This is a genomic window from Maribacter sp. X9 (assembly GCF_048537565.1).
Classification (GTDB): domain Bacteria; phylum Bacteroidota; class Bacteroidia; order Flavobacteriales; family Flavobacteriaceae; genus Maribacter.
The window spans coordinates 3,936,805-3,958,888 of the sequence record NZ_CP183215.1; the positions used below are offsets into that span (position 1 = coordinate 3,936,805).

Annotated in this window: 17 protein-coding genes; 16 read left to right on the forward strand and 1 reads right to left on the reverse strand. The window is 41.6% G+C overall.

What is annotated here, in order from left to right; all coding sequences use genetic code 11:
• Nucleotides 1–172: 172 nt before the first annotated feature.
• On the forward strand, nucleotides 173–910 hold the full coding sequence (gene ubiE, locus ACNR9Q_RS16825) for a bifunctional demethylmenaquinone methyltransferase/2-methoxy-6-polyprenyl-1,4-benzoquinol methylase UbiE (RefSeq protein ID WP_419212384.1): 738 nt from the start codon (nucleotides 173–175) through the stop codon (nucleotides 908–910).
• Nucleotides 911–973: 63 nt separating this feature from the next.
• A complete protein-coding gene (locus tag ACNR9Q_RS16830; RefSeq protein WP_419212385.1) occupies nucleotides 974–1,702 on the forward strand; it encodes a porin family protein in 729 nt (242 codons plus the stop codon).
• Between the two features lie 88 nt (nucleotides 1,703–1,790).
• On the opposite strand, the gene ACNR9Q_RS16835 is transcribed toward ACNR9Q_RS16830, so the two are convergent.
• Nucleotides 1,791–2,510 carry a TrmH family RNA methyltransferase gene (locus ACNR9Q_RS16835; protein ID WP_419212386.1) on the reverse strand — a complete coding sequence of 240 codons (720 nt, stop codon included), beginning with the start codon at nucleotides 2,508–2,510 and terminating at the stop codon, nucleotides 1,791–1,793.
• A gap of 54 nt (nucleotides 2,511–2,564) precedes the next feature.
• Here ACNR9Q_RS16835 and ACNR9Q_RS16840 point away from each other — a divergent pair, with 54 nt between their 5' ends.
• The 14 genes from ACNR9Q_RS16840 (at nucleotide 2,565) to ACNR9Q_RS16905 (ending at nucleotide 22,012) form a co-directional block, all read left to right on the forward strand.
• The gene (locus tag ACNR9Q_RS16840) at nucleotides 2,565–5,120 is read left to right on the forward strand and encodes a BamA/TamA family outer membrane protein (protein ID WP_419212387.1); all 2,556 of its coding nucleotides are present in this window, start codon (nucleotides 2,565–2,567) and stop codon (nucleotides 5,118–5,120) included.
• A 57-nt stretch (nucleotides 5,121–5,177) separates the two neighbouring features.
• A complete protein-coding gene (fbaA, locus tag ACNR9Q_RS16845; protein WP_419212388.1) occupies nucleotides 5,178–6,245 on the forward strand; it encodes a class II fructose-bisphosphate aldolase in 1,068 nt (355 codons plus the stop codon).
• 35 nt (nucleotides 6,246–6,280) lie between these two features.
• A complete protein-coding gene (gene accD / locus ACNR9Q_RS16850) occupies nucleotides 6,281–7,147 on the forward strand; it encodes an acetyl-CoA carboxylase, carboxyltransferase subunit beta (RefSeq protein ID WP_419214297.1) in 867 nt (288 codons plus the stop codon).
• 111 nt (nucleotides 7,148–7,258) lie between these two features.
• On the forward strand, nucleotides 7,259–7,528 hold the full coding sequence (gene rpsO / locus ACNR9Q_RS16855) for a 30S ribosomal protein S15 (RefSeq protein WP_419212389.1): 270 nt from the start codon (nucleotides 7,259–7,261) through the stop codon (nucleotides 7,526–7,528).
• 209 nt (nucleotides 7,529–7,737) lie between these two features.
• Nucleotides 7,738–9,960 (forward strand): polyribonucleotide nucleotidyltransferase, encoded by a 2,223-nt coding sequence (locus tag ACNR9Q_RS16860; protein WP_419212390.1) that lies wholly within the window; start codon nucleotides 7,738–7,740, stop codon nucleotides 9,958–9,960.
• A 162-nt stretch (nucleotides 9,961–10,122) separates the two neighbouring features.
• On the forward strand, nucleotides 10,123–10,986 hold the full coding sequence (locus ACNR9Q_RS16865) for a sigma-70 family RNA polymerase sigma factor (RefSeq protein ID WP_058106041.1): 864 nt from the start codon (nucleotides 10,123–10,125) through the stop codon (nucleotides 10,984–10,986).
• A gap of 297 nt (nucleotides 10,987–11,283) precedes the next feature.
• A complete protein-coding gene (gene pulA / locus ACNR9Q_RS16870) occupies nucleotides 11,284–13,233 on the forward strand; it encodes a type I pullulanase (protein ID WP_419212391.1) in 1,950 nt (649 codons plus the stop codon).
• Nucleotides 13,234–13,236: 3 nt separating this feature from the next.
• Complete coding sequence (locus ACNR9Q_RS16875; protein ID WP_419212392.1) at nucleotides 13,237–13,461, forward strand: VF530 family DNA-binding protein; 225 nt, start codon at nucleotides 13,237–13,239, stop codon at nucleotides 13,459–13,461.
• Nucleotides 13,461–13,913, forward strand: coding sequence for a tRNA (cytidine(34)-2'-O)-methyltransferase (locus ACNR9Q_RS16880; protein WP_419212393.1), 453 nt, complete (start codon nucleotides 13,461–13,463; stop codon nucleotides 13,911–13,913). The genes ACNR9Q_RS16875 and ACNR9Q_RS16880 overlap by 1 nt, the downstream gene beginning before the upstream one ends.
• A gap of 46 nt (nucleotides 13,914–13,959) precedes the next feature.
• Nucleotides 13,960–16,599: a c-type cytochrome gene (locus ACNR9Q_RS16885; protein WP_419212394.1), complete on the forward strand. Its 2,640-nt coding sequence runs from the start codon at nucleotides 13,960–13,962 to the stop codon at nucleotides 16,597–16,599.
• Nucleotides 16,600–16,635: 36 nt separating this feature from the next.
• Nucleotides 16,636–17,121 carry a VOC family protein gene (locus tag ACNR9Q_RS16890; protein ID WP_419212395.1) on the forward strand — a complete coding sequence of 162 codons (486 nt, stop codon included), beginning with the start codon at nucleotides 16,636–16,638 and terminating at the stop codon, nucleotides 17,119–17,121.
• A 56-nt stretch (nucleotides 17,122–17,177) separates the two neighbouring features.
• Entirely contained in the window at nucleotides 17,178–20,294 is a 3,117-nt protein-coding gene (locus ACNR9Q_RS16895) for a VPS10 domain-containing protein (protein ID WP_419212396.1), read from the forward strand.
• A gap of 84 nt (nucleotides 20,295–20,378) precedes the next feature.
• Complete coding sequence (gene rpe / locus ACNR9Q_RS16900) at nucleotides 20,379–21,041, forward strand: ribulose-phosphate 3-epimerase (protein ID WP_419212397.1); 663 nt, start codon at nucleotides 20,379–20,381, stop codon at nucleotides 21,039–21,041.
• The gene (locus ACNR9Q_RS16905; protein WP_419212398.1) at nucleotides 21,029–22,012 is read left to right on the forward strand and encodes a YpdA family putative bacillithiol disulfide reductase; all 984 of its coding nucleotides are present in this window, start codon (nucleotides 21,029–21,031) and stop codon (nucleotides 22,010–22,012) included. Before rpe ends, ACNR9Q_RS16905 begins: the two co-directional genes overlap by 13 nt.
• Nucleotides 22,013–22,084 lie beyond the last annotated feature (72 nt).

Genomic DNA, 22,084 nt, shown 5'->3' on the forward strand with positions numbered 1-22,084 from the left:
TCTGTCAATTCAAAATAATTCTGATAAGCATAGCAATTATTTTGGGTCAAAATTACATAATTTTATTAGTTTATCATTTATTTTCAGTCTTTTAACCCTTCAACATATTACCTATTACTTTTAATTAGAAATAAGCATTACCTATATTGTATCTTTGCCAGAAAAAGAAAAAATGTCCCAAAAAGTTACACCTTATAAAGATTCGCGTCTTGGAAAAAAAGAACAGGTCACAAAAATGTTCGATACTATTTCTAAAAACTATGACGGTCTAAATCGTGTAATATCATTTGGCATTGATGTGAAATGGCGCAAAAAAGTAGTTGATCTACTTAAAAAAGAAAATCCTGAATCGATTCTTGATATTGCTACCGGAACAGGAGATTTGGCCATTGCCATGGTGAAAACGGGAGCAAAGAAAATAGTAGGTCTTGATATTTCACCCGGTATGCTAGCTGTCGGTAAAGAAAAAGTCAGTGCCCGAAATTTAGATACCACCATAGAAATGGTCGTTGGTGACAGTGAAAATCTTTCTTTTGATACGAATTCCTTTGATGCAGTAACCGTTTCTTTTGGTGTACGGAATTTTGAAACGCTTGAAATAGGATTAGCCGAAATATTGCGTGTTTTAAAACCAAACGGAACCTTGGTAGTATTAGAAACTTCAGTACCCACCAATACACCTTACAAACAAGGATATAGGTTTTACACCAAAAATATTCTTCCGCTCATAGGTAAGCTATTTTCAAAAGATAACGCCGCCTATGGCTATTTAAGCGAATCTGCATCGGTTTTTCCACATGGTAAAAACTTCAACAATATTTTACGTGAAATTGGGTTTATAGATGTAACGAACAAACCTCAAACATTTGGGGTGGCATCTATTTATGTTGCAAAAAAGAAAGATTCCTAGTTATTTATTGCTAGAATCTAAAGAACAATCTAAAAGATGTCCTAGAATCGCAAACATGGATATATGAAGAACTGGTTTTTTATAAGCCTATTGCTATTGTTGACGACAGCCTCTTTAAATGCCCAATTCAACGAAAACCCCGTACTGAACAAACAAAACGAGGATAAAAAATTCCTCAATTGGGGTTACTTCCTGGGTTTCAACCAATACGACTTTAAATTCAAATACAAAGAAGATTTAGGATACGACGCTTCTGGAAAAGATCTTACCACTATTTTAGTTGCTAAATCTTTTGGTTTCAATGTTGGTCTTATAGGTGAAATGCGCATCAACCAGTTTTTAGATTTACGTTTTGAACCTGGACTTCATTATGGCTCAAGATTACTTGGTTTCCCCTCTCCACTTATTAACAAGGACAGTGAAGTTTTGAGAGAAGTGAAATCGACTTACATCAATTTTCCGATTTTATTGAAGGTTAGCGCAAAAAGACTCGGGAATTGGAAACCCTTTGTAATTGGTGGTGGCTCAAGAAGCCTTAACCTTGGAAGCAACGAAGCCAGTTTAGACGATAATCGTTCAGGTACATTTAGAATGAAGAAGTGGGTCTATAACTACGAACTTGGTTTTGGCATTGACTTTTATCTTCAATATTTCAAGTTCACCCCTTCTATTCGAGGAGTTTTTGCCCTAACGGATGAATTAGTACCCGATAAGGATCCAAATAGTCCTTGGACCGGAAATATTGAATCTATGAAAACAAGGGGCATTTTCATCAATTTCACTTTTGAATAGAAATAGTGGTTAGGGGCTAGTAAAATTATGTTTTTTTACCTATGCCTGAAATGAATTTGCTTTTTGCACTACTATTTCAATATCCCCCTCACCTTCTAATTTCATGTAGTAAAATTGCGGCGGCAGAGGCCACATTTAAACTTTCTGTAGTACTCTCTCCAGATTGTGGAATGGTCAACTTATGTGTACACTGTTGAGCAACAGCTCTTGAAATTCCCTTTCCTTCATTCCCCATAATTACAATGCCTTTTTTAGGTAGTTTTGAGGTATTAATATTCTCACCGTCCATAAAAGTACCATAAATTGGTAGTTGCGTTTTTTTCAAAAACTCCTTTAAAGGGGTATATTTTATATTTACGCGGGCTATTGAACCCATAGTTGCCTGAAGCACCTTTGGGTTATAACAGTCTACGGTATCTAGTGAACAGATGATATCCCTGACCCCAAACCAATCACACAAGCGGATTATTGTCCCTAAATTGCCAGGATCTTGAATCCCATCTACCACTAAAATCCAATCAGAAGTAGTTTGCGCTTTTGATGTCGGAATATAAAAAACACCCAAATAGCCGTTAGGATTTTTTAGACTACTTATTTGACTTAACTCCCTACTGGAAATTTGAACGGTCTGAATACTTTTTTGAGTGACACTTTTAGGATCAAGTGCAAATAATTTATAGGGCTTTATTTTAGAGCCCAGAACCTCTTCCAATGTCTTTTTACCTTCAACAACAAATAGTCCGTGTTCATTTCGGTACTTTTTTTGTTGTAGACTTTTGATAAGTTTCAATTCACTTTTGACAACCATACAAATGATGTATTTTTGATTTTTATGAGGATGGCACTTTGCTCCAAAAACAACATGGCGAAAATAAGCTTATTATCCCTTCTGGCAATAGTCTTGCTATCCTGTAACGCTCTAAAAAAGGTTGAGGACGATGAATATTTGGTGGTAAAAAACACTATTTATGCAGATTCTATAAAAATCAACAACGAAGAACTTGAAAGTCTGATCTATCAAAAACCGAATACCACCGTGTTGGGCTATCCATTGCGACTCAACCTATACAATTTAGCCAAGGAAAATCCAGACTCATCATTCAACGCCTGGCTCTATAGAAAAGAAAACCGAAAAAAAAGATTAACGAAATTGCTATCAGCGAAGCAAGTGAGACGTTTAGGGGAGTCTTTTCTGGTGAAAGGCCTTAGTGAATGGTTAAAAGATATTGGTGAAGCACCTGTAATCTTAGATACTACCAGAACAAGACTTAGTTTGGCCAGACTTAGTGCATATTATCAGGGCAAAGGTTATTTTACAAATAATACTGCTTACGAAATAGACACCTCCAAACATAAAAGAAAAGCAAGGATCAATTATAAAATTGATTTAGGACCACCTTATATTATAGACTCCCTTGGAAACGATATTTCCTCTACGGCCATTGACTCCCTTTATTTCCTTAATTCCGAAAAGTCCTTAGTAAAGGAAGGAGAGCAATTTGACCTTTCTAAATTCAACGGAGAGCGAGAACGCCTAACAAGTATTTTCAGAAATCAAGGCATCAGAAATTTTCAGGAAAGCTCCATTACTTTTGATATTGTCAGAGACACGACAAAGTCTGCCGATGACCAAAAAATGAACATCACCCTTACAATAGGCGATCTAAAAACCAGGGGCGAAAATGAAGTTACCACGTCCGCCTATAAAGTTGAAAAAATAAATAATATCAATATTTACACCGATTACTTGTCAACTACTCAAGACTCCCTAAGAACCTTGCAATACGGCGACTATACGGTTCACTATTCCAAAAATTTCGATATCAATCCTAAAACTTTGGCGAACGCCATATTTTTTAAAAAAGACAGTATTTATAGGGATGTCGATAAAATAAGAACTTCAAGGCAGTTAAACGCACTTAATATTTTTAAATACCCGAATATTATTTTTGAGCCGGACAGCATTGGCAACAGAGTAAACACTAACATTTACCTAGCTCCAAAATCTAAATACTCATTAGGGACCAATTTTGAAGTAAGCCGCTCTAATTTACGTAAAATAGGGGTAGGACTGGGAACATCGCTATTAATTAGAAACATATTCAAAGGGGCAGAAAATCTAAGCATATCTATAGACGGCACCTACGGGCTTCTAAGCAACTCCACCTTTGAAGCGAATTATTTTTCTGAATTTGGCGGAGATATCACCTTAGATTTCCCAAGAATTTGGTTTCCCTTCATCAATACCTCTAAAATAATACCCAACTACACCCTACCCAAGACAAGAATAGCAATAGGTACAAGCTTTCAGAACAATATAGGGCTAGACAAACAGACCTTAAACGCCGTTTACGGTTATAACTGGGTTCCTAGCGATTTCACAAAACACAATGTAGAATTGCTGAACATCCAATTTGTACGTAATGTAAATAGCAACCGTTTTTTCAACGTATACCAAAATACGTTCGAACGATTGGACGATATTGCGGACAATTATCAAACAGACCCGGCCCTATCATCCTTTTTTGAAAATGAGTCCGACCCAAACAATCCAAAGCTAATCATTCCCTCTGGAACAACGGGTTTTATCAAGGCCGTTCAAGATAGAACGGTGGCTACCTCTACCACAGACTACAACGATGTCTCTAGATTAGAGGAAAGACGAAAGCGATTGACGGAGAATAATCTCATTTTCGCAACCAACTATACCTTTAATAAAACCAACCGTCAAGGTATTATCGATAATAGTTTTTATCAATTCAGATGGAAATTAGAAAGTGCCGGCAACCTTCTTTCTGCTTTTTCATCTTTTATACCCTTCAATAAAAATGATCAGAACGACCTATTAGTGTTCGGGGTGCAATTTTCCCAGTACCTTAAAAACGAATTTGAATACGTAAAATACTGGGACCTATCCCGGTCCAACATTTTAGCGGCACGGGCATTTTTCGGCATTGCCATACCTTATGGAAATTCTGACAATATACCGTTTGTACGTAGTTATTTTGCTGGTGGCTCAAACGATAACCGCGCATGGTTTCCTTACTCTTTAGGACCCGGAAGTGTGTCCGCAGTAAACGACTTTAATGAAGCCAATCTAAAATTGGCCCTTAACTTGGAATATAGATTTCCGATTGTGGGAGATATTAATGGGGCGATTTTCGCCGATGCAGGTAATATATGGAATGTCTTTGATAATGTGGAGGACCCGAAAGCTACCTTTGATGGCCTAGCATCTTTAAAAGACATTGCACTGGGTACGGGTGTTGGATTGCGTTATGATTTCACCTACTTCCTTTTCAGGCTAGATTTAGGCTTCAAAACCTACAATCCAGCAGAAGTACAATCCAAAAGATGGTTTAGGGATTATAATTTTGCTAACTCCGTTTTACAAATTGGCATCAACTATCCCTTCTAAATATAATTGTTTTATTACTTTTGTTATTCATTTTTAGAAACTAAACAGACCAAAATTATGGCTCACAATATTAAACCGGGCGTAGCAACCGGAGATGAAGTTCAAGCAATTTTCAATTATGCAAAAGAAAAAGGATTCGCATTACCTGCGGTAAATGTTATAGGCTCTGACACAATTAATGGTGTTCTAGAAACTGCCGCAACATTGAATGCCCCTGTAATAATCCAATTTTCTAATGGAGGAGCTCAATTCAACGCAGGTAAAGGACTTTCTAACGAAGGTCAAAAAGCTGCTATATTAGGCGCGGTTGCCGGCGCAAAACACGTACATCAATTAGCAGAAGCTTATGGTGCTACGGTCATATTGCACACCGATCATTGTGCCAAGAAATTATTGCCTTGGATCGATGGATTATTGGACGCCAGTGAAAAACATTATGCCGAAACGGGAAAATCACTTTTCAGCTCGCATATGATAGATCTTTCTGAAGAGCCATTGGAAGAGAATATTGAAATCTGCAAAGGATATTTGGAAAGAATGAGCAAAATGGAAATGACCCTAGAAATAGAATTGGGCATTACCGGTGGTGAAGAGGATGGTGTTGATAATTCAGATGTTGACGATTCAAAATTATATACACAACCAGAAGAAGTTGCGTATGCCTATGAGGAGCTTTCTAAGGTAAGTCCAAGATTCACCATCGCTGCAGCCTTTGGTAACGTTCATGGCGTTTACAAGCCTGGTAACGTGAAGTTGACCCCAAAAATCCTTAAAAACTCACAAGAGTATATTTCAGAAAAATACAATGTAGAGCACAACCATATCGATTTTGTTTTTCATGGTGGTTCAGGATCTTCAGTCGAAGAAATCAGGGAAGGGATTAGCTACGGAGTTATCAAAATGAATATTGATACCGATTTACAATATGCCTTTCTTGCTGGTGTAAGGGATTATATTCAGGATAACAAAGAATATTTACAGTCTCAAATTGGCAACCCTAAAGGTACCGATGAGCCTAACAAAAAATTCTACGACCCAAGAGTCTGGTTAAGAAGTGGAGAAGTTACTTTCGTAGAGCGTTTGAAAAAGGCCTTTGAAGATTTGAACAACGTGAATACGCTATAAAAAAGCGCTATCCAAAATTTAAAATGGACGATCATATGACTGCTTGGTTCAAAAGGAAAGAAAAAGGTATACAGACTTCGACCGAAGAAAAAAAGGATACGCCTAAAGGCCTATGGTACAAGTCTCCCACAGGCAAAATTGTGGAATCTGAAGATTTAGCCAAAAATTTTTATGTTAGCCCAGAAGATGATTATCATGTAAGAATAGGAAGCAAAGAGTATTTTGAAATCCTTTTTGACAACAATAAGTTTACGGAGTTAGATGCCAAACTGAGCTCAAAAGACCCCCTAAAATTTGAGGACACCAAAAAGTACGTAGAACGTTTAAAAGCTGCGCAGAAGAAAACCGGACTTACCGATGCCGTACGAACAGGGTTTGGAAAATCTATAGGCAAGGATATAGTCATTTGCTGTATGGACTTCAAATTTATCGGTGGTTCTATGGGCAGTGTGGTAGGCGAGAAAATTGCTCGCGGTATAGACTATGCCATCAAAAAGAAAACGCCATTTATGATGATTTCAAAGTCCGGTGGAGCCCGTATGATGGAAGCCGCTCTGTCTTTAATGCAACTGGCAAAAACATCTGCTAAACTGGCGCAATTATCAGAAGCAGGTCTTCCTTATATCTCGCTTTGTACCGATCCAACAACTGGTGGCACCACCGCATCCTATGCAATGTTAGGTGATATAAACATTGCCGAGCCGGGAGCACTTATAGGTTTTGCAGGTCCGCGTATCGTAAAAGATACCACAGGAAAGGAATTACCTGAAGGCTTTCAATCCTCTGAATTTTTATTAGAGCATGGATTTTTGGATTTTATATCCCATAGGAAGGATTTAAAGAAAAAAGTAAATCTGTACATAGACCTTATTCAAAATAACCCGATCAGAACCGAAAAATAGAAACTTGATTTAATTGAGTTCAGATTGGGCCAGTATCGAAAAAAATAACTATTTTTGCGCCCTGATCGAAAATCGATCATATACATAAAAATCATTTAAAATAATATTGGAATGTATTTAACCAAAGAAGTAAAAGCCGATATCTTTAAGAAATACGGCGGAAAAGCGGAGAACACAGGTTCTACCGAAGGCCAGATTGCCTTATTCACACACCGTATCAATCACTTGACCGGCCACTTGAAAAAAAACCACAAAGACTACAATACCGAGCGTTCTTTGGTGAAATTAGTAGGTAAAAGAAGAAGTCTTTTGGATTATATGATCAAAAATGACATTGTAAAATACAGAGAGCTAATTAAAGAGCTAGGTATTAGAAAATAAATTTTAAAGGGGATAGCAAAACTATCCCCTTTTTTTAAGTACCTCCTGCCTTAGGAGTTTCGGCCAAATTTTGGCAAAGGCGAACACAAAAAGCTACACACGGTTTTTCATTGGTCAACACAACAACACAACAACTCCGACCAGAGAGATTACGTCGGAAAGACCATTGTTTAACAAATCTGAAAAGATTCAGATTTTAATCAAATTTTATGATTCCAAAAGTATTCAAAGAGGTCATAGACCTTGGTGACGGTAGGGAAATTTCTATCGAAACCGGAAAATTGGCAAAACAGGCACACGGTTCTGTAGTTGTCCAATCAGGAAAATGTATGTTATTATGTACAGTAGTTTCCAATTACAAACAAAGCGATGTGGACTTTCTTCCACTTACGGTAGATTACCGTGAAAAATTTGCGGCCGCTGGTCGTTACCCGGGAGGGTTCTTTAAAAGAGAAGCGAGACCTAGTGATGGTGAAGTATTGACGATGCGTTTAGTGGATCGTGTTTTACGTCCTCTTTTCCCAAAGGATTATCACGCTGAAACCCAGGTGATGATTCAACTAATGTCTCATGACGAGAACGTAATGCCAGATGCCATGGCCGGTTTGGCTGCCTCTGCCGCTATTCAATTATCCGATTTTCCATTTGAGTGTGCGATTTCCGAAGTAAGGGTAGGTCGTTTGAACGGTGAATTCATCATTAATCCTTCTTTTGCCCAATTGGCAGAATGTGATATCGATATGGTCATTGGAGCTTCTGCCGATTCTGTAATGATGGTAGAAGGTGAGATGGACGAAATTTCCGAAGAGGAAATGACGGAAGCCATCAAATTCGCACATGAGGCGATCAAAGTACAATGTGCCGCGCAATTACGACTGGCCGAAGCCTTTGGCAAAAAAGAAGTTCGTGAATACGAGCCAGAAAGAGAAGATGCCGAATTGGCCAAGAAAATTCATGACATGGCCTATGACAAGGTGTACGCAGTAGCCAAAGCCGGGTCTGCCAAACATGAAAGAAGTGCTTCTTTTGACAAAATCAAAGAAGAAATCAAAGCCACTTTTTCTGAAGAGGAATTGGACGACTATGGTGGAATGGTTTCTAAATATTACTATAAAGCTGAAAAAGCTGCCGTTCGTGACCTTACGTTGAATGAAGGATTGCGTTTGGATGGTCGTAAGACCAATGAAATTAGACCTATCTGGTGTGAGGTGGATTACTTACCTTCCACACACGGGTCCGCTATCTTTACTCGTGGAGAAACGCAGGCTTTAGCAACTGTAACCTTAGGAACTTCTAGGGACGCAAATCAAATTGATATGCCTTCCCAAGAAGGTGAAGAGCGTTTCTATTTACATTATAACTTCCCTCCTTTTTCAACCGGAGAGGCAAGACCAATTCGTGGCACCTCTCGTAGAGAAGTGGGGCACGGTAACTTGGCACAACGTGCCTTAAAAGGAATGGTACCTGCCGATTGTCCGTACACCGTACGTGTGGTTTCTGAAGTATTGGAATCTAACGGCTCTTCCTCTATGGCTACCGTTTGTTCCGGTACAATGGCTTTGATGGATGCTGGTGTTCAATTGAAAAAACCGGTTTCCGGTATTGCCATGGGATTGATTACCGATACGGAATCCGGCAAATATGCCGTGCTTTCAGATATTCTTGGTGATGAAGATCACTTGGGCGATATGGATTTCAAGGTAACTGGTACTGCCGATGGTATTACCGCATGTCAAATGGATATTAAGGTAAAGGGATTGTCTTATGAAATTTTAGTTAATGCACTAAAACAAGCTAGAGAAGGTCGTTTACATATCCTCGAGAAATTGACGGATACCATAGCTGCCCCGAATGCAGATGTGAAGCCACATTCTCCAAAAATGATTACGCGAAGAATTCCTAATGAATTCATTGGCGCCCTTATTGGACCTGGAGGAAAAGTTATTCAGGAATTACAGAAAGAAACAGGAACTACTATTGTAATCAACGAAGATCCGGTAACGGAAGAAGGTATTGTTGAAATACTTGGTACAGATCAAAATGGAATTGATGCCGTACTGACGAAAATCGATTCTTTGATGTTCAAACCTGAAGTAGGTAAGACGTATCAAGTAAAGGTCATTAAAATGTTGGATTTTGGTGCTGTTGTTGAATATTTGGACGCCCCTGGCAACGAAGTATTGCTTCACGTTTCAGAATTGGCCTGGGAACGCACTGAAAATGTATCCGATGTGGTGAACATGGGTGATGTATTTGAAGTGAAATACTTTGGTCTTGATCCAAGAACAAGAAAAGAGAAAGTTTCACGCAAAGCCATTTTACCGAAACCTGAAGGTTTTGTAGAAAGACCACCACGTGATGACAAGCGTAGGGATGACCGTCGTGGAAACGATCGTAACCGTGACCGTGATAGAAAACCAAGAAGGGATTAATTTTCTTTGTAAGTAATACACAAAAGCCCCGACTTTCATTGTCGGGGCTTTTTTTATGCCGTTTGGCGGAAAAATGAATTTTTTTTGAGGCTATTGTAACATTCGGAAGATTTTTACGTATAAGTATATGCAGTCTATGCAAACTGAACTTAATTTATTTTAATGAGACAGCTTAAGATTACAAAACAGGTCACCAACAGGGAGACCGCATCTTTGGACAAGTACTTACAAGAAATTGGAAAAGTGGACTTGATTACCGCTGATGAAGAAGTAGAGTTGGCACAACGCATCAAGGCAGGCGACCAGATCGCTCTTGAAAAACTAACAAAGGCCAACCTCAGATTCGTGGTATCCGTAGCGAAGCAGTACCAAAACCAAGGATTAACCTTACCGGATTTGATCAACGAGGGCAACCTTGGTCTGATCAAAGCTGCACAGCGTTTTGACGAAACGCGGGGATTCAAATTTATCTCTTACGCCGTATGGTGGATCCGTCAATCTATATTACAGGCTTTGGCAGAACAATCACGTATCGTTCGTTTGCCATTGAACAAAATTGGTTCGATCAACAAGATCAACAAAACCTTCGCCTTCCTAGAGCAAGCGCATGAAAGAATGCCTTCTCCAGAAGAGATAGCCAAGGAATTGGATATGACCGTTGATGACGTAAAACAATCCCTTAAAAACTCTGGCCGTCACGTATCTATGGATGCCCCATTAATTGACGGTGAGGATTCCAACCTTTACGATGTACTTCGTAGTGGTGAATCCCCAAATCCAGATCGAGAATTGTTACACGAATCACTTCGTACAGAAATTGAAAGAGCATTAGAAACTCTAACTCCAAGAGAGGCGGATGTCATTCGTTTGTATTTTGGTCTTGCAGGTCAGCATTCGATGACCTTAGAAGAAATTGGAGAAACGTTTGACCTGACTAGGGAGCGTGTTCGTCAAATTAAGGAAAAAGCGATTAGACGTTTAAAGCACACCTCTAGAAGTAAAATTCTAAAAACGTATTTAGGCTAAAATCTATTGGATTTAAGCTATAAAAATTACACGTTAAAGATTCCTTAAATTGGAAATTTGGCATATTAGTTGTAATTTTAACAGTAACAACAGTTTATCATGACTGTTCGTTTTTTGATTGATGAATAAACTCCGGCTGATTACCGGAGTTTTTTCATTTTATACCCTCTCGATATAATTTCAATCCAGAATCCTTTTACCTTTAATCACTCCTTGAACAAAGTTCCTTATATTGAAGTTCAATGGCTTGTACCTCTGGTACCTGTGAAGCACAATCTCCTAATTATCTTGATATCCATGCTGTTTAATTCGTGTAGCCAACCAAAGAAAATTCAAGATTTTGATGCTTATCCAACGCCCGTAAACGAGAACCTATGGCCCACCTATAGTCCAGAAGCCTCCAGTTTTAAACTATGGTCGCCTAAGGCGGACAAAGTACTCCTCAAGCTTTTTGAAAATGGCACGGATTCATCTATGATAGCCTCCTATCCCCTAGAAAAAACCACTGATGGGGTTTGGAAACTAAACCTTTCCGGCGATTTAAAGGGTATCTATTATACCTATCAAGTTCAGATTGGAGATTGTTGGTTGGCGGAAACACCAGGCATCTATGCCAAAGCGGTTGGCGTGAACGGACATAGGGCCATGGTTTTGGATATGGATTCTACCAACCCGACCGATTGGGTAAATGACGAGGGACCTCAACTAAACTATGCAAACGAAGCGATTATCTATGAACTGCACATACGCGATATGAGCATTCACCCAGAGTCCGGATCATCCCGTCCGGGAACCTACCTTGGCTTGATCGAGACAGCAACCAAAGGTCCGCAAAACGTGGCTACCGGTATTGACCATTTAAAAGAGTTGGGTATTACACATGTGCATCTTTTACCCACTTTTGACCACTATTCCATCGATGAGACCCAATTAGAGCGACCCCAATTCAATTGGGGCTATGATCCAAAAAATTACAATGTGCCGGAAGGTTCATTTTCTTCCGACCCTTATCATGCAGCGGTAAGGATCAAGGAATTCAAACTCATGGTAAAATCCTTCCACGATAATGGAATTGGAGTGATTCTGGATGTGGCCTATAACCATACGGGGCGAACGGAAGAATCCCATTTTAACCAAGAAGTACCCGGGTATTACTACCGTCATTGGGAAGATGGCAGTTATTCAGATGCTTCGGCTTGCAGTAATGAAACGGCATCTGAAAGGGCCATGATGCGAAAGTTCATGTTGGAATCTGTCAAATATTGGATGGAAGAATATCATGTTGACGGATTTCGATTCGACCTAATGGGTATTCACGACATCCCTACCATGAACCTGATATCCGAAGAGCTAAAAAGAATAAATCCGGATGTACTGATTTACGGAGAAGGGTGGACCGCCAAGGACTCTCCACTACCTGAAGAACAGCGAGCCTTGAAAAAACACATGCGGCAACTACCAAAAATAGCCGCCTTTAACGATGATCTGCGTGACGGATTAAAAGGTTCCGTTTTCGAAGATTCCAGTACCGGATTTGTGAGCGGTGCCAAAAACAAGTCCGAATCCGTAAAGTTCGGCATTGTCGGGGCCATACAACATCCGCAGGTCAATTATGATTTGGTAAATTATTCGGATGCCACATGGACCCATGAGCCTTGGCAATCGATCAACTATGTGTCCTGCCACGATAACCACACCCTATTTGACAAACTGAAGCTATCCCGTCCGGATGCTAGTATGGACGAACTTATCGCCATGGACAAACTGGCAAATGCCATCGTACTTACTTCACAAGGAACACCTTTTCTTCATGCCGGTTCTGAAATGCTTAGAACTAAAAATGGGGAGCACAATTCCTATAACCTTCCTGATAGCATCAACCAAATGGATTGGAATTGGAAAGTGGAGCATTTAAAAGTATTCGAATATTATAAAAACCTGATTGCCCTTAGAAAAGCACATCCCGCTTTTCGTATGGGCACAGCAGAAGAAGTAAACACCAATCTTCATTTTAAGAAAGCGGCCAATCAACTCATCTCTTATACGATTTCGAACAATGCAAATGGAGATGCCTGGAAAACCATCTTGGTCATTTACAACGCCTCCAAAAAACCTGTACCCTATAAATTGGATGGAAATTGGCAAGAAGCCGTTATTGGTGATACCTTTGCATTTTCAGGGAGTAAAACGGTATCGGGTACGGTAAACGTTCCACAAACTTCTATGTACATTGCTTTTCAAGAATAAATTATGGAAACAGAAAGCCAACCCAACAATCCACTACACGGAGTCAAACTCGTGGACATCTTAGAATATCTCACTGCAAAATACTCTTGGGAAGATCTTGCCGGTCAGGTCAATATCAATTGTTTTAAAAGCAATCCTACGGTAAAATCCAGTCTAAAATTCCTAAGAAAAACACCTTGGGCCAGGGAAAAAGTAGAGCATTTATACTTACAATCCATCAAAAAATAATGGGCTTCCACATTGTCTTGCTAGAACCTGAAATCCCCAACAACACCGGTAATATTGGTCGGTTGGCATTGGGTAGCGGCTCCACCTTACATCTGGTCAAACCCTTTGGTTTTGAACTTTCTGATAAACGTCTAAAACGGGCCGGTTTGGATTATTGGCAACACCTCAACGTGATCATTTACGAAAATCAAGAATCCTTTTTTAAAAAACACGATGATAAGGACATGGTTTTCTTTTCCGCCAAAAGCGAGAAAGCACATTGGGACATTCAATTCAAAAATGATATGTTTTTGGTTTTTGGTAAGGAATCCGTGGGCTTGTCACCCACCCTTTTAGAAAACGAAAAACATAGAACGGCAAAAATTCCATTGTACAGTCAAGAAATACGAAGCCTGAATTTAGCCAATGCGGTGGCCATCGTCTTGTATGAAGGACTACGGCAAATTTCATAAATCACTATCGCTAAGTTTGTATCTTTAAGGAAATAAACGAAGTGCCATGATCAAATTAACCAAACCACTACTCCTTCTTTCCGTTCTTTTTGTTGGTTTGCTCTCCTGTACTCAGAAAAAAGAAACTAGAACCAACGAAGCTGCCATTTCCTTCAACCTTCCTCCAGATCTCGAGCTTGAGGAAATCTATCACCCCAGTGCCCAAGAACAGGGATCTTGGGTAGCTTTGGCTCAAGGGGAAGGAAAAACCATGTTCGCCTGTGACCAATATGGTAAAATCTATCAATTTGAAGTTCCTGAAAAGGGAGCCATTCTAGAACCCGAGGCAATCACTACCTTGCCGCTGGATATCGGAGAGGCGCACGGATTGCTTTGGGCGCACAACAGTCTTTACGTGGCGGTGAACAAAAATTGGGATGATGAAATTCCCGATGCTGAGGAACGCGGAAGTGGTATCTACCGAATAACCGATGCAAATTCCGATGGAACCTTAGATACAATAACCATGTTATTGAAATTGGAGGGTTCTGGAGAACATGGCCCACATAGTTTCACCCCTTCTCCCGACGGGAAACACCTTTATTTCATTGCCGGTAACCATACCCTGATCCCAGAAAGCCTCAAAGCGCAAAGTAGGCTACCTACCAATTGGGGAGAGGACAATCTCTTCGAACCCTATCTGGATGCCAGGGGACACGCGAACGATATCAAGGCCCCCGGAGGTTGGATCGTTAAATTTACCCCGGACGGCAGTTCTTGGGAACTGATTTCCGCTGGTTATCGAAATCCCTTTGACCTTGCCTTTAACGCTGCAGGGGAATTGTTCACCTATGATGCCGATATGGAATGGGACATTGGCATGCCTTGGTACCGGCCTACACGGATCAATCACGTTACCAGTGGAAGTGAATACGGTTGGCGGACAGGTTCCGGCAAATGGCCCGCCTATTACCCGGATAATCTTCCCGCGGTCCATAACTTGGAACAGGGCTCACCCACAGCAGTACTTTCCACCTCAACATTGAATTTCCCTAAAAAATACTCGGACGGACTGCTGATCATGGATTGGAGTTTTGGGACCGTCTATTATATCGATTTGATTCCCAAAGGAAGTAGTTATGAAGCCAAACGGGAAGAATTTCTATCCGGCACTCCCCTACCGCTAACCGACATGATTGCTGGGAACGATGGTAACCTGTATTTTGCAACGGGCGGTCGTCGCTTGGATTCCCATCTGTACCGTTTAAGGTACACCGGAGCCGACACCTCCACATCTGCCGATGCAGACACTACCCATTCAGCAGCGCGGACCTTACGAAAAGATTTAGAACGATTTCACACGCAGCTAGCTCCGGAGGGAGTGGCAATGGCTTGGGAAAATTTGAATCATGAAGACCGATTTATACGCTATGCGGCACGAATAGCGCTGGAGCACCAGCCGGTTTCCTCGTATATGGACCGGTATACCGCCGAAGATGATCCACGTAAAATCGTGGAAAGCAGTATTGCGCTAAGCCATCAAGGAGGTGAGAAACTACAGCCTCTTATTCTTAAAAAATTATTGGCCGTTCCACTCTCCAAAATTGACCAAGACCTCTTGATGGATTTCATGCGCACCTACACCATCAATTTTATCAGAATGGGTATGCCAGCAGAAGGCCTCAAAAATCAAATCATCACCCTTTTAAATCCCTTATTTCCGCATGAAAATGAACTGGTTTCCAAAGAGCTTGCCCAACTTTTATTGTATTTGGATGCCGATGGAATAACCGAAAGATTAGTAGCACAATTGGAATACCACACCCAACAAAAAACGATTACCGAAGGTGTGGAAATGCTTTCCAAGGAAGCCACCTTGCGCAGTGAACAGTACGGACCGTTAATTCGTGATGTTATTGAAAAGATGCCCCCTAGTGAGGCCATTTATTATGGCATGCTGTTGAGTAACGCTGAACATGGATGGAATAATGATTTAAGAAAACGCTATTTCTCCTGGTATTTTGATGTGCTTGGCGCCAATGGCGGCATGAGTTTTAAGGCCTACATGGAAAATGTCAGACAGAGGGCCTTGACCCACGTACCGGCCTATGAACGTGAACATTACGCTGAAATTTCCGGTTCCTATTCGCCCTCCTCTGCAGTGGCCGATCTCCCCCAACCCAAGGGGCCCGGTAAAAATTATTCTGCGGACGATATGGGCCGTATCGTTTGGGGCGGACTAGATAATTACAAAGGTACCATTGAAGATGGCAAACGGGCATTTGCGGCAGCCACCTGTATCCTATGCCATAGAATGCGAGGTGAAGGGGGAGCCGCCGGGCCCGACCTTACCCAGGCCCATACCAAATTCAGCACCTATGACCTCATGTTCGCTATTTATAGCCCTAACGATGAAATATCCGATCAGTACGCAAATACACTTTTACATTTAAAGGATGACAGTAAAATCGCGGGAAGGATTAAATCTGAAGCCGGCGATTCCATTGTCCTCATGCCCAATCCTTTTAACGAAAGTTATACGGTTAGCATCGCAAAGAACAAGGTTGTAAAAAAAGAACTGTCCCCGGTATCCCCCATGCCACCGGGACTTTTGAACCGATTGAACGAACAGGAGGTGACCGATCTCTTTGCCTATATCATTTCGGGAGGAGATGAAAACCACAAAATTTATACGGGCGAAGAATAACGGATATTATCCCCTAAAAATGTGTAACCTATTTTTATGAAATACCAAATTCCGGAACAGACCCGCATTGGTCATGTTCATCTTAAAGTATCGGACCTTCAGCGTTCCATCCGTTTTTATTGTGAACTATTAGGATTTGAAATTACCATGGAATACGGGGAACAGGCCGTATTTATTTCCGCTGGCGGTTACCACCACCACATTGGCTTGAATACTTGGCAAAGTAAAAATGCCCCACCAGCCCCCAAACATGGTGTGGGACTCTATCATACCGCCATTGTTTATCCTAGCCGAAAAGATTTGGCCTTGATCTTAAAGCGTCTAAATGAATTTGACTATCCCCTCACGGGAGCTGCCGACCATGGTGTTTCCGAAGCCATTTACCTGGATGATCCGGATGGTAATGGCGTGGAACTGTATTGGGACCGACCCAAAGCGGAATGGCCCCAAAATGATAAGGATGAACTTGATATGTACACCAAGCCATTAAATTTGATGCATCTTTTAGCCTTGGCGGAATAATTGCTTAAATTCAGGCTTATTTTTTAACCGATACTAACAAACCAAACACCAACTTCATGAATTCAAAGTACCTCCAACTGATTCTTTTCTTCGTTTTTTCCATCTCCTATACTGGTTTCGCTCAAAAGAAAGCGGATAAAACTACCAGTGAAGCGAAACCGATAAGCAAGGATTTTTACGAAAATTTAAGCTGGCGAAATATTGGCCCTGTAAGGGGCGGTCGCTCCCTGGGTTCAGCAGGTAGTCCCGGCAGACCCAACGAATATTATTTTGGGGCCACAGGTGGAGGACTTTGGAAATCTACCGATGGTGGCAATGAATGGAAACCGGTTACCGACGGACAAATTACCAGTTCTTCCGTAGGTGCGGTCGCCGTGGCCGAAACCAATCCGGATATCGTGTATATCGGAATGGGAGAAGTACAGCTTCGGGGAAGTATCACTCAAGGTGATGGTGTCTATAAAACTACCGATGCCGGAAAAACGTGGCGTCATTTAGGCCTAGCGGAAACCCAAGCCGTTTCGAGAATTAGGATCCATCCCACAAATCCCGATATTGTTTATGTAGCAGCGTTGGGGCACCCCTACGGTGACAATGAGGAACGTGGAGTTTTTAAAAGTACCGATGGTGGTACTACTTGGAAAAAAACGCTCTATGTTGGTCCAAAAGCGGGAGCGGTAGACTTGATTATCGATAGAAATAATCCGAAGGTGCTTTATGCCAGTACCTGGGAAGTACAACGTAAGGCCTGGAAAATGTGGGGCGGTGGTCCTGGTTGTAAACTATGGAAATCTACCGATGCCGGGGAAACGTGGAGCGATTTAACCGAAAATCCAGGAATGCCAGAGGGACCCATAGGTAAAATTGGAGTAACCGTTTCACCCGCAGATTCGAATCGGGTTTGGGCCATTGTAGAAGCGAACGAGGGGGGTGTTTTTCGTTCGGATGATGCGGGTAAAACTTGGGAACGGACCAATGATGAACGTAAATTGAGACAGCGCGCCTTTTACTATTCCAGGATTTATGCAGACCCTTTAGATAAGGAGACCGTGTACGGACTTAATGTAGATTTCTGGAAATCTACGGACGGTGGTAAAACCTTTGACACCGAAATTAAAGTCCCACATGGGGATAACCATGATCTGTGGATAGACCCCAATAATCCGGAACGGATGATATCCTCCAATGATGGTGGGGGAATCGTTAGTGTCAATGGTGGAAAAACATGGACCGAGGAGGATTACATCACCACCCAATTGTACCACGTCATGGCCACAAGTGACGTGCCCTATCATGTGGCGGGAGCACAGCAGGACAATAGTACCGTTGCCATGCCCAGTGGCGGTTGGGACCATATGTTGGCACGAGGTCCAAACCATGGATGGTATTACCCCGTTGGCGGCGGTGAAAGTGGATGGATTACCCAACATCCCACTAAAAAAGACATCTTTTACGCCGGTAGTCAGGGAGCCCTCTTGACCCGATATGACAGAAGTAACGGTCAATCCAGGGACATTCAGGTATATCCACGTTTTTTCTCCGGAGAGCCCGCTAGCGCATTACCGGAACGTTGGCAATGGACCTTCCCCATTATGTTCGCCCCACAGGACGAGAACGTTATGTACACCTGCTCACAACATGTTTGGAAAACCATCAACGACGGCCAATCTTGGGAAAAAATAAGTCCGGATTTGACCTATGCCGATCCTTCCACCCTTGGCAAAACCGGTGGTATTATTACGATGGACATGAACGGACCTGAAATCTACGCGACGGTATTCGCCTTAGCACCTTCCCATCATGATATCAATACGATTTGGGCCGGATCGGATGATGGTAAAATCCACATTACGCGTGATGGCGGTAAAAATTGGACGGACATTACCCCAAAGGATTTGCCTAAATTTTCCCGGGTGAGTATTATCGATGAATCCGTTCATAACCCGGGCACCCTATATGTAGCCGCAAACCGGTATCAGGTAGATGACCGTCAGCCCTACGTCTTCAAAACCCATGATTATGGAAAGACATGGACAAAAATCATCAATGGAATCGAAGACGGACATTTCGCCAGGGCCGTTCGGGAAGATCCAGTCAGGGAAGGCTTACTTTTCTTAGCTACCGAGCATGGCGTCTATTTTTCCATGAACGATGGGGAGTTCTGGCAAAGTCTACAGCTAAAACTTCCTGATACGCCAGTACGCGATTTAGTCATAAAAGATAATGATGTCGTCTTAGGAACCCACGGAAGAGGTTTTTGGATTTTGGACGATATTCAGCCCTTACGACAGTTCACTCCTGAAATGGCTTCACAAGAAGCGGTACTTTTTGAACCTGCCAATGCCATACGGGGTATTAACGATGCCTCGGTTCAATATTATTTAAAGGACCAAAAAGACAGTATTACCTTTGAGATCTATGATGCCAATGACAAGCTCATCAATACATTTACCGGTAGTCAACCCAAATACGAAGAAGACCCTAATTTACCCTATTGGCTTAAAGGAGGTTCCTCCAAACCTACTACGGCAAAAGGTATCAATACGTTTACTTGGGACCTTCGCTATCCCGGAGCCACGGTATTCGATGGTATGATCATTTGGAGTGGAAGACCGGCCAGAGGACCAAAAGCTCCTTTAGGAACCTATAAAGTAAAGATGAAAACGGGTAATTATGAAAAAATTTATCCGTTTGAAATTGAAATGGATCCCAATTTAAAAGGCATTACCAAAGAAGACCTGGAGGAACAATTTGAACTCGCGAACCAAATCATGGCCAAAACCAGCGCTGCCAATGAAGCCGTAATTCGCATTCGGGAAATCAAATCGGCACTTAATGCCGCAAAGGAAAAAACGGGTTCTGGCAAAGACGCCAAGGTATTGGAAGCCTTTACGGCTGAACTTTCAAGCATCGAGGAAGAATTGTATCAGGTTAAAAATCAATCCGGCCAAGATCCATTGAATTTTCCAATCAAACTCAACAATAGGCTCGCCTCTTTAAGGCGTAGTGTAGAAGATGGGGATGCCAGGCCTACTGACGGGGCGTATAAAGTCTTTAAGGAACTGTCCGCCGAACTGGATATTCAGCTAAACGCCTTGAAAAAGAGCATTGATTCGTACGGACCCAAGGTAAATCCGATATTAACCGAAAATGGCGTACCCCCTATCGAGTAAAATGATCAAAAGGATTAGTGCTTCGGTTACGTATACGGGTTTCAAATTCTTATTTTTGTACTCTAATCCATAGCACGTAAACCTATGAAAAGTCCTTTAATAGCACCTTCTCTTTTAGCGGCAGATTTTGGCAATTTGCAACGCGATATAGAAATGGTAAATGCCAGTGCAGCAGATTGGCACCATATCGATATTATGGATGGAGTATTCGTACCCAACATTTCGTACGGAATGCCTGTTGTCAAGGCTATTGAAAAAAGTGCGACCAAACCATTGGACGTGCATTTAATGATTGTTGACCCAGACCGCTATATTGAGACATTCGCTGATTTAGGTGCCACGAACCTAACGGTACACTATGAAGCTTGCACCCATTTGCACAGAACGCTTCAGGCTATCAAATCCAAGGGGATGAAGGCAGGGGTGGCCCTTAATCCCCATACGAACGTCATGCTTTTGGAGGATACCCTTCAAGACATTGATCTGGTACTCATTATGAGCGTTAATCCGGGCTTTGGAGGACAGTCATTTATAGAACATACCTACGAGAAAATAAAAGCCCTAAAGGCATTGATTACCAAAAAAAACACCTCCACGTTAATCGAGGTTGATGGAGGTGTTACCACAGAGAACTCGAGAAAACTGGTTGAGGCCGGTGCGGACGTCCTCGTTGCAGGTAGTTTTGTATTTAAAAGTGACAATCCTTCAAACACCATTAAAGAGTTAAAGGAATCATGCAAAAATTAGACCTGGTCATCATTGGAGGTGGACCCATAGGAATTGCTTGTGGACTGGAAGCGAAGAAAAACGGACTATCCTATATCATATTGGAAAAAGGACCTATTGTGAATTCCCTATTTCACTATCCAACGAACATGCAGTTTTTTTCTTCTTCGGAAAAATTGGAAATCGATGAAATTCCCTTTATCAGCAAGGAGGCCAAACCCAAAAGGGACGAAGCCTTGGAATATTACCGACGCATCGTCACCACCAACAAATTAAACATCCATCTTTTTGAGAAGGTCAAAAATGTGGAAAAACAAGACAACTCCTTTATCGTGATTTCCAACAAAAACACCTACCACGCCCGTAAAGTAGTTTTGGCAACAGGTTTCTACGATATCCCAAATTTATTGAACGTTCCTGGGGAGCGATTGGAGAAGGTAAAGCACTATTATGATAATCCGCATTACTATGCCGGTCAGAAAGTCGCGGTTATCGGGGCCAGTAATTCTGCCATAGATGCGGCTTTGGAATGTTGGAGAAAAGGGGCCGAAGTGACCCTCGTCATTCGCGGTGATGAAGTAGGAAGACGCGTCAAATATTGGGTTCGACCAGATATTATCAATCGCATTGAGGAAGGTAGCATCAAAGCGTATTTCAACACGGTGGTGACTGCCATCCATGAAAATGCATTGGAACTCGATTCCAATGGGGAAGCCTTAAGAATTGATAACGATTTTGTACTTGCCCTAACCGGGTACAAGCCTAATTTTGAATTTCTCATGAAACTTGGCGTTCATCTTTCCGAAGACGAAAAAAGACTTCCGGAATACGACGAAAAAACCATGGAAACCAATGTTGAGGGACTCTATTTGGCCGGTGTGATCTGTGGCGGTATGGAAACCCACAAATGGTTTATAGAAAACTCAAGGGTTCACGCCAAAATGATTATCAAGAATATTATTCACAAGCCAGTTACCACACCCAAAGAATAAATTGGGTATAATTAGGAATCCAAAAAAATGGGCTATGTTTAGTTGAAACATAGCCCATTTTTCCGATATAAT

What these genes read in the sequence shown, in the direction of transcription:
- ACNR9Q_RS16895 (WP_419212396.1), top strand. Translation starts at nt 17,178, where the DNA reads ATGAATTCAAAGTACCTCCAACTGATTCTTTTCTTCGTTTTTTCCATC.
- ACNR9Q_RS16875 (WP_419212392.1), top strand. Translation starts at nt 13,237, where the DNA reads ATGGAAACAGAAAGCCAACCCAACAATCCACTACACGGAGTCAAACTC.
- ACNR9Q_RS16880 (WP_419212393.1), top strand. Translation starts at nt 13,461, where the DNA reads ATGGGCTTCCACATTGTCTTGCTAGAACCTGAAATCCCCAACAACACC.
- ACNR9Q_RS16885 (WP_419212394.1), top strand. Translation starts at nt 13,960, where the DNA reads ATGATCAAATTAACCAAACCACTACTCCTTCTTTCCGTTCTTTTTGTT.
- rpsO (WP_419212389.1), top strand. Translation starts at nt 7,259, where the DNA reads ATGTATTTAACCAAAGAAGTAAAAGCCGATATCTTTAAGAAATACGGC.
- ACNR9Q_RS16905 (WP_419212398.1), top strand. Translation starts at nt 21,029, where the DNA reads ATGCAAAAATTAGACCTGGTCATCATTGGAGGTGGACCCATAGGAATT.
- ACNR9Q_RS16890 (WP_419212395.1), top strand. Translation starts at nt 16,636, where the DNA reads ATGAAATACCAAATTCCGGAACAGACCCGCATTGGTCATGTTCATCTT.
- ubiE (WP_419212384.1), top strand. Translation starts at nt 173, where the DNA reads ATGTCCCAAAAAGTTACACCTTATAAAGATTCGCGTCTTGGAAAAAAA.
- ACNR9Q_RS16835 (WP_419212386.1), bottom strand. Translation starts at nt 2,510, where the DNA reads ATGGTTGTCAAAAGTGAATTGAAACTTATCAAAAGTCTACAACAAAAA.
- accD (WP_419214297.1), top strand. Translation starts at nt 6,281, where the DNA reads ATGACTGCTTGGTTCAAAAGGAAAGAAAAAGGTATACAGACTTCGACC.
- rpe (WP_419212397.1), top strand. Translation starts at nt 20,379, where the DNA reads ATGAAAAGTCCTTTAATAGCACCTTCTCTTTTAGCGGCAGATTTTGGC.
- ACNR9Q_RS16860 (WP_419212390.1), top strand. Translation starts at nt 7,738, where the DNA reads ATGATTCCAAAAGTATTCAAAGAGGTCATAGACCTTGGTGACGGTAGG.
- fbaA (WP_419212388.1), top strand. Translation starts at nt 5,178, where the DNA reads ATGGCTCACAATATTAAACCGGGCGTAGCAACCGGAGATGAAGTTCAA.
- ACNR9Q_RS16865 (WP_058106041.1), top strand. Translation starts at nt 10,123, where the DNA reads ATGAGACAGCTTAAGATTACAAAACAGGTCACCAACAGGGAGACCGCA.
- ACNR9Q_RS16840 (WP_419212387.1), top strand. Translation starts at nt 2,565, where the DNA reads ATGGCGAAAATAAGCTTATTATCCCTTCTGGCAATAGTCTTGCTATCC.
- pulA (WP_419212391.1), top strand. Translation starts at nt 11,284, where the DNA reads ATGCTGTTTAATTCGTGTAGCCAACCAAAGAAAATTCAAGATTTTGAT.
- ACNR9Q_RS16830 (WP_419212385.1), top strand. Translation starts at nt 974, where the DNA reads ATGAAGAACTGGTTTTTTATAAGCCTATTGCTATTGTTGACGACAGCC.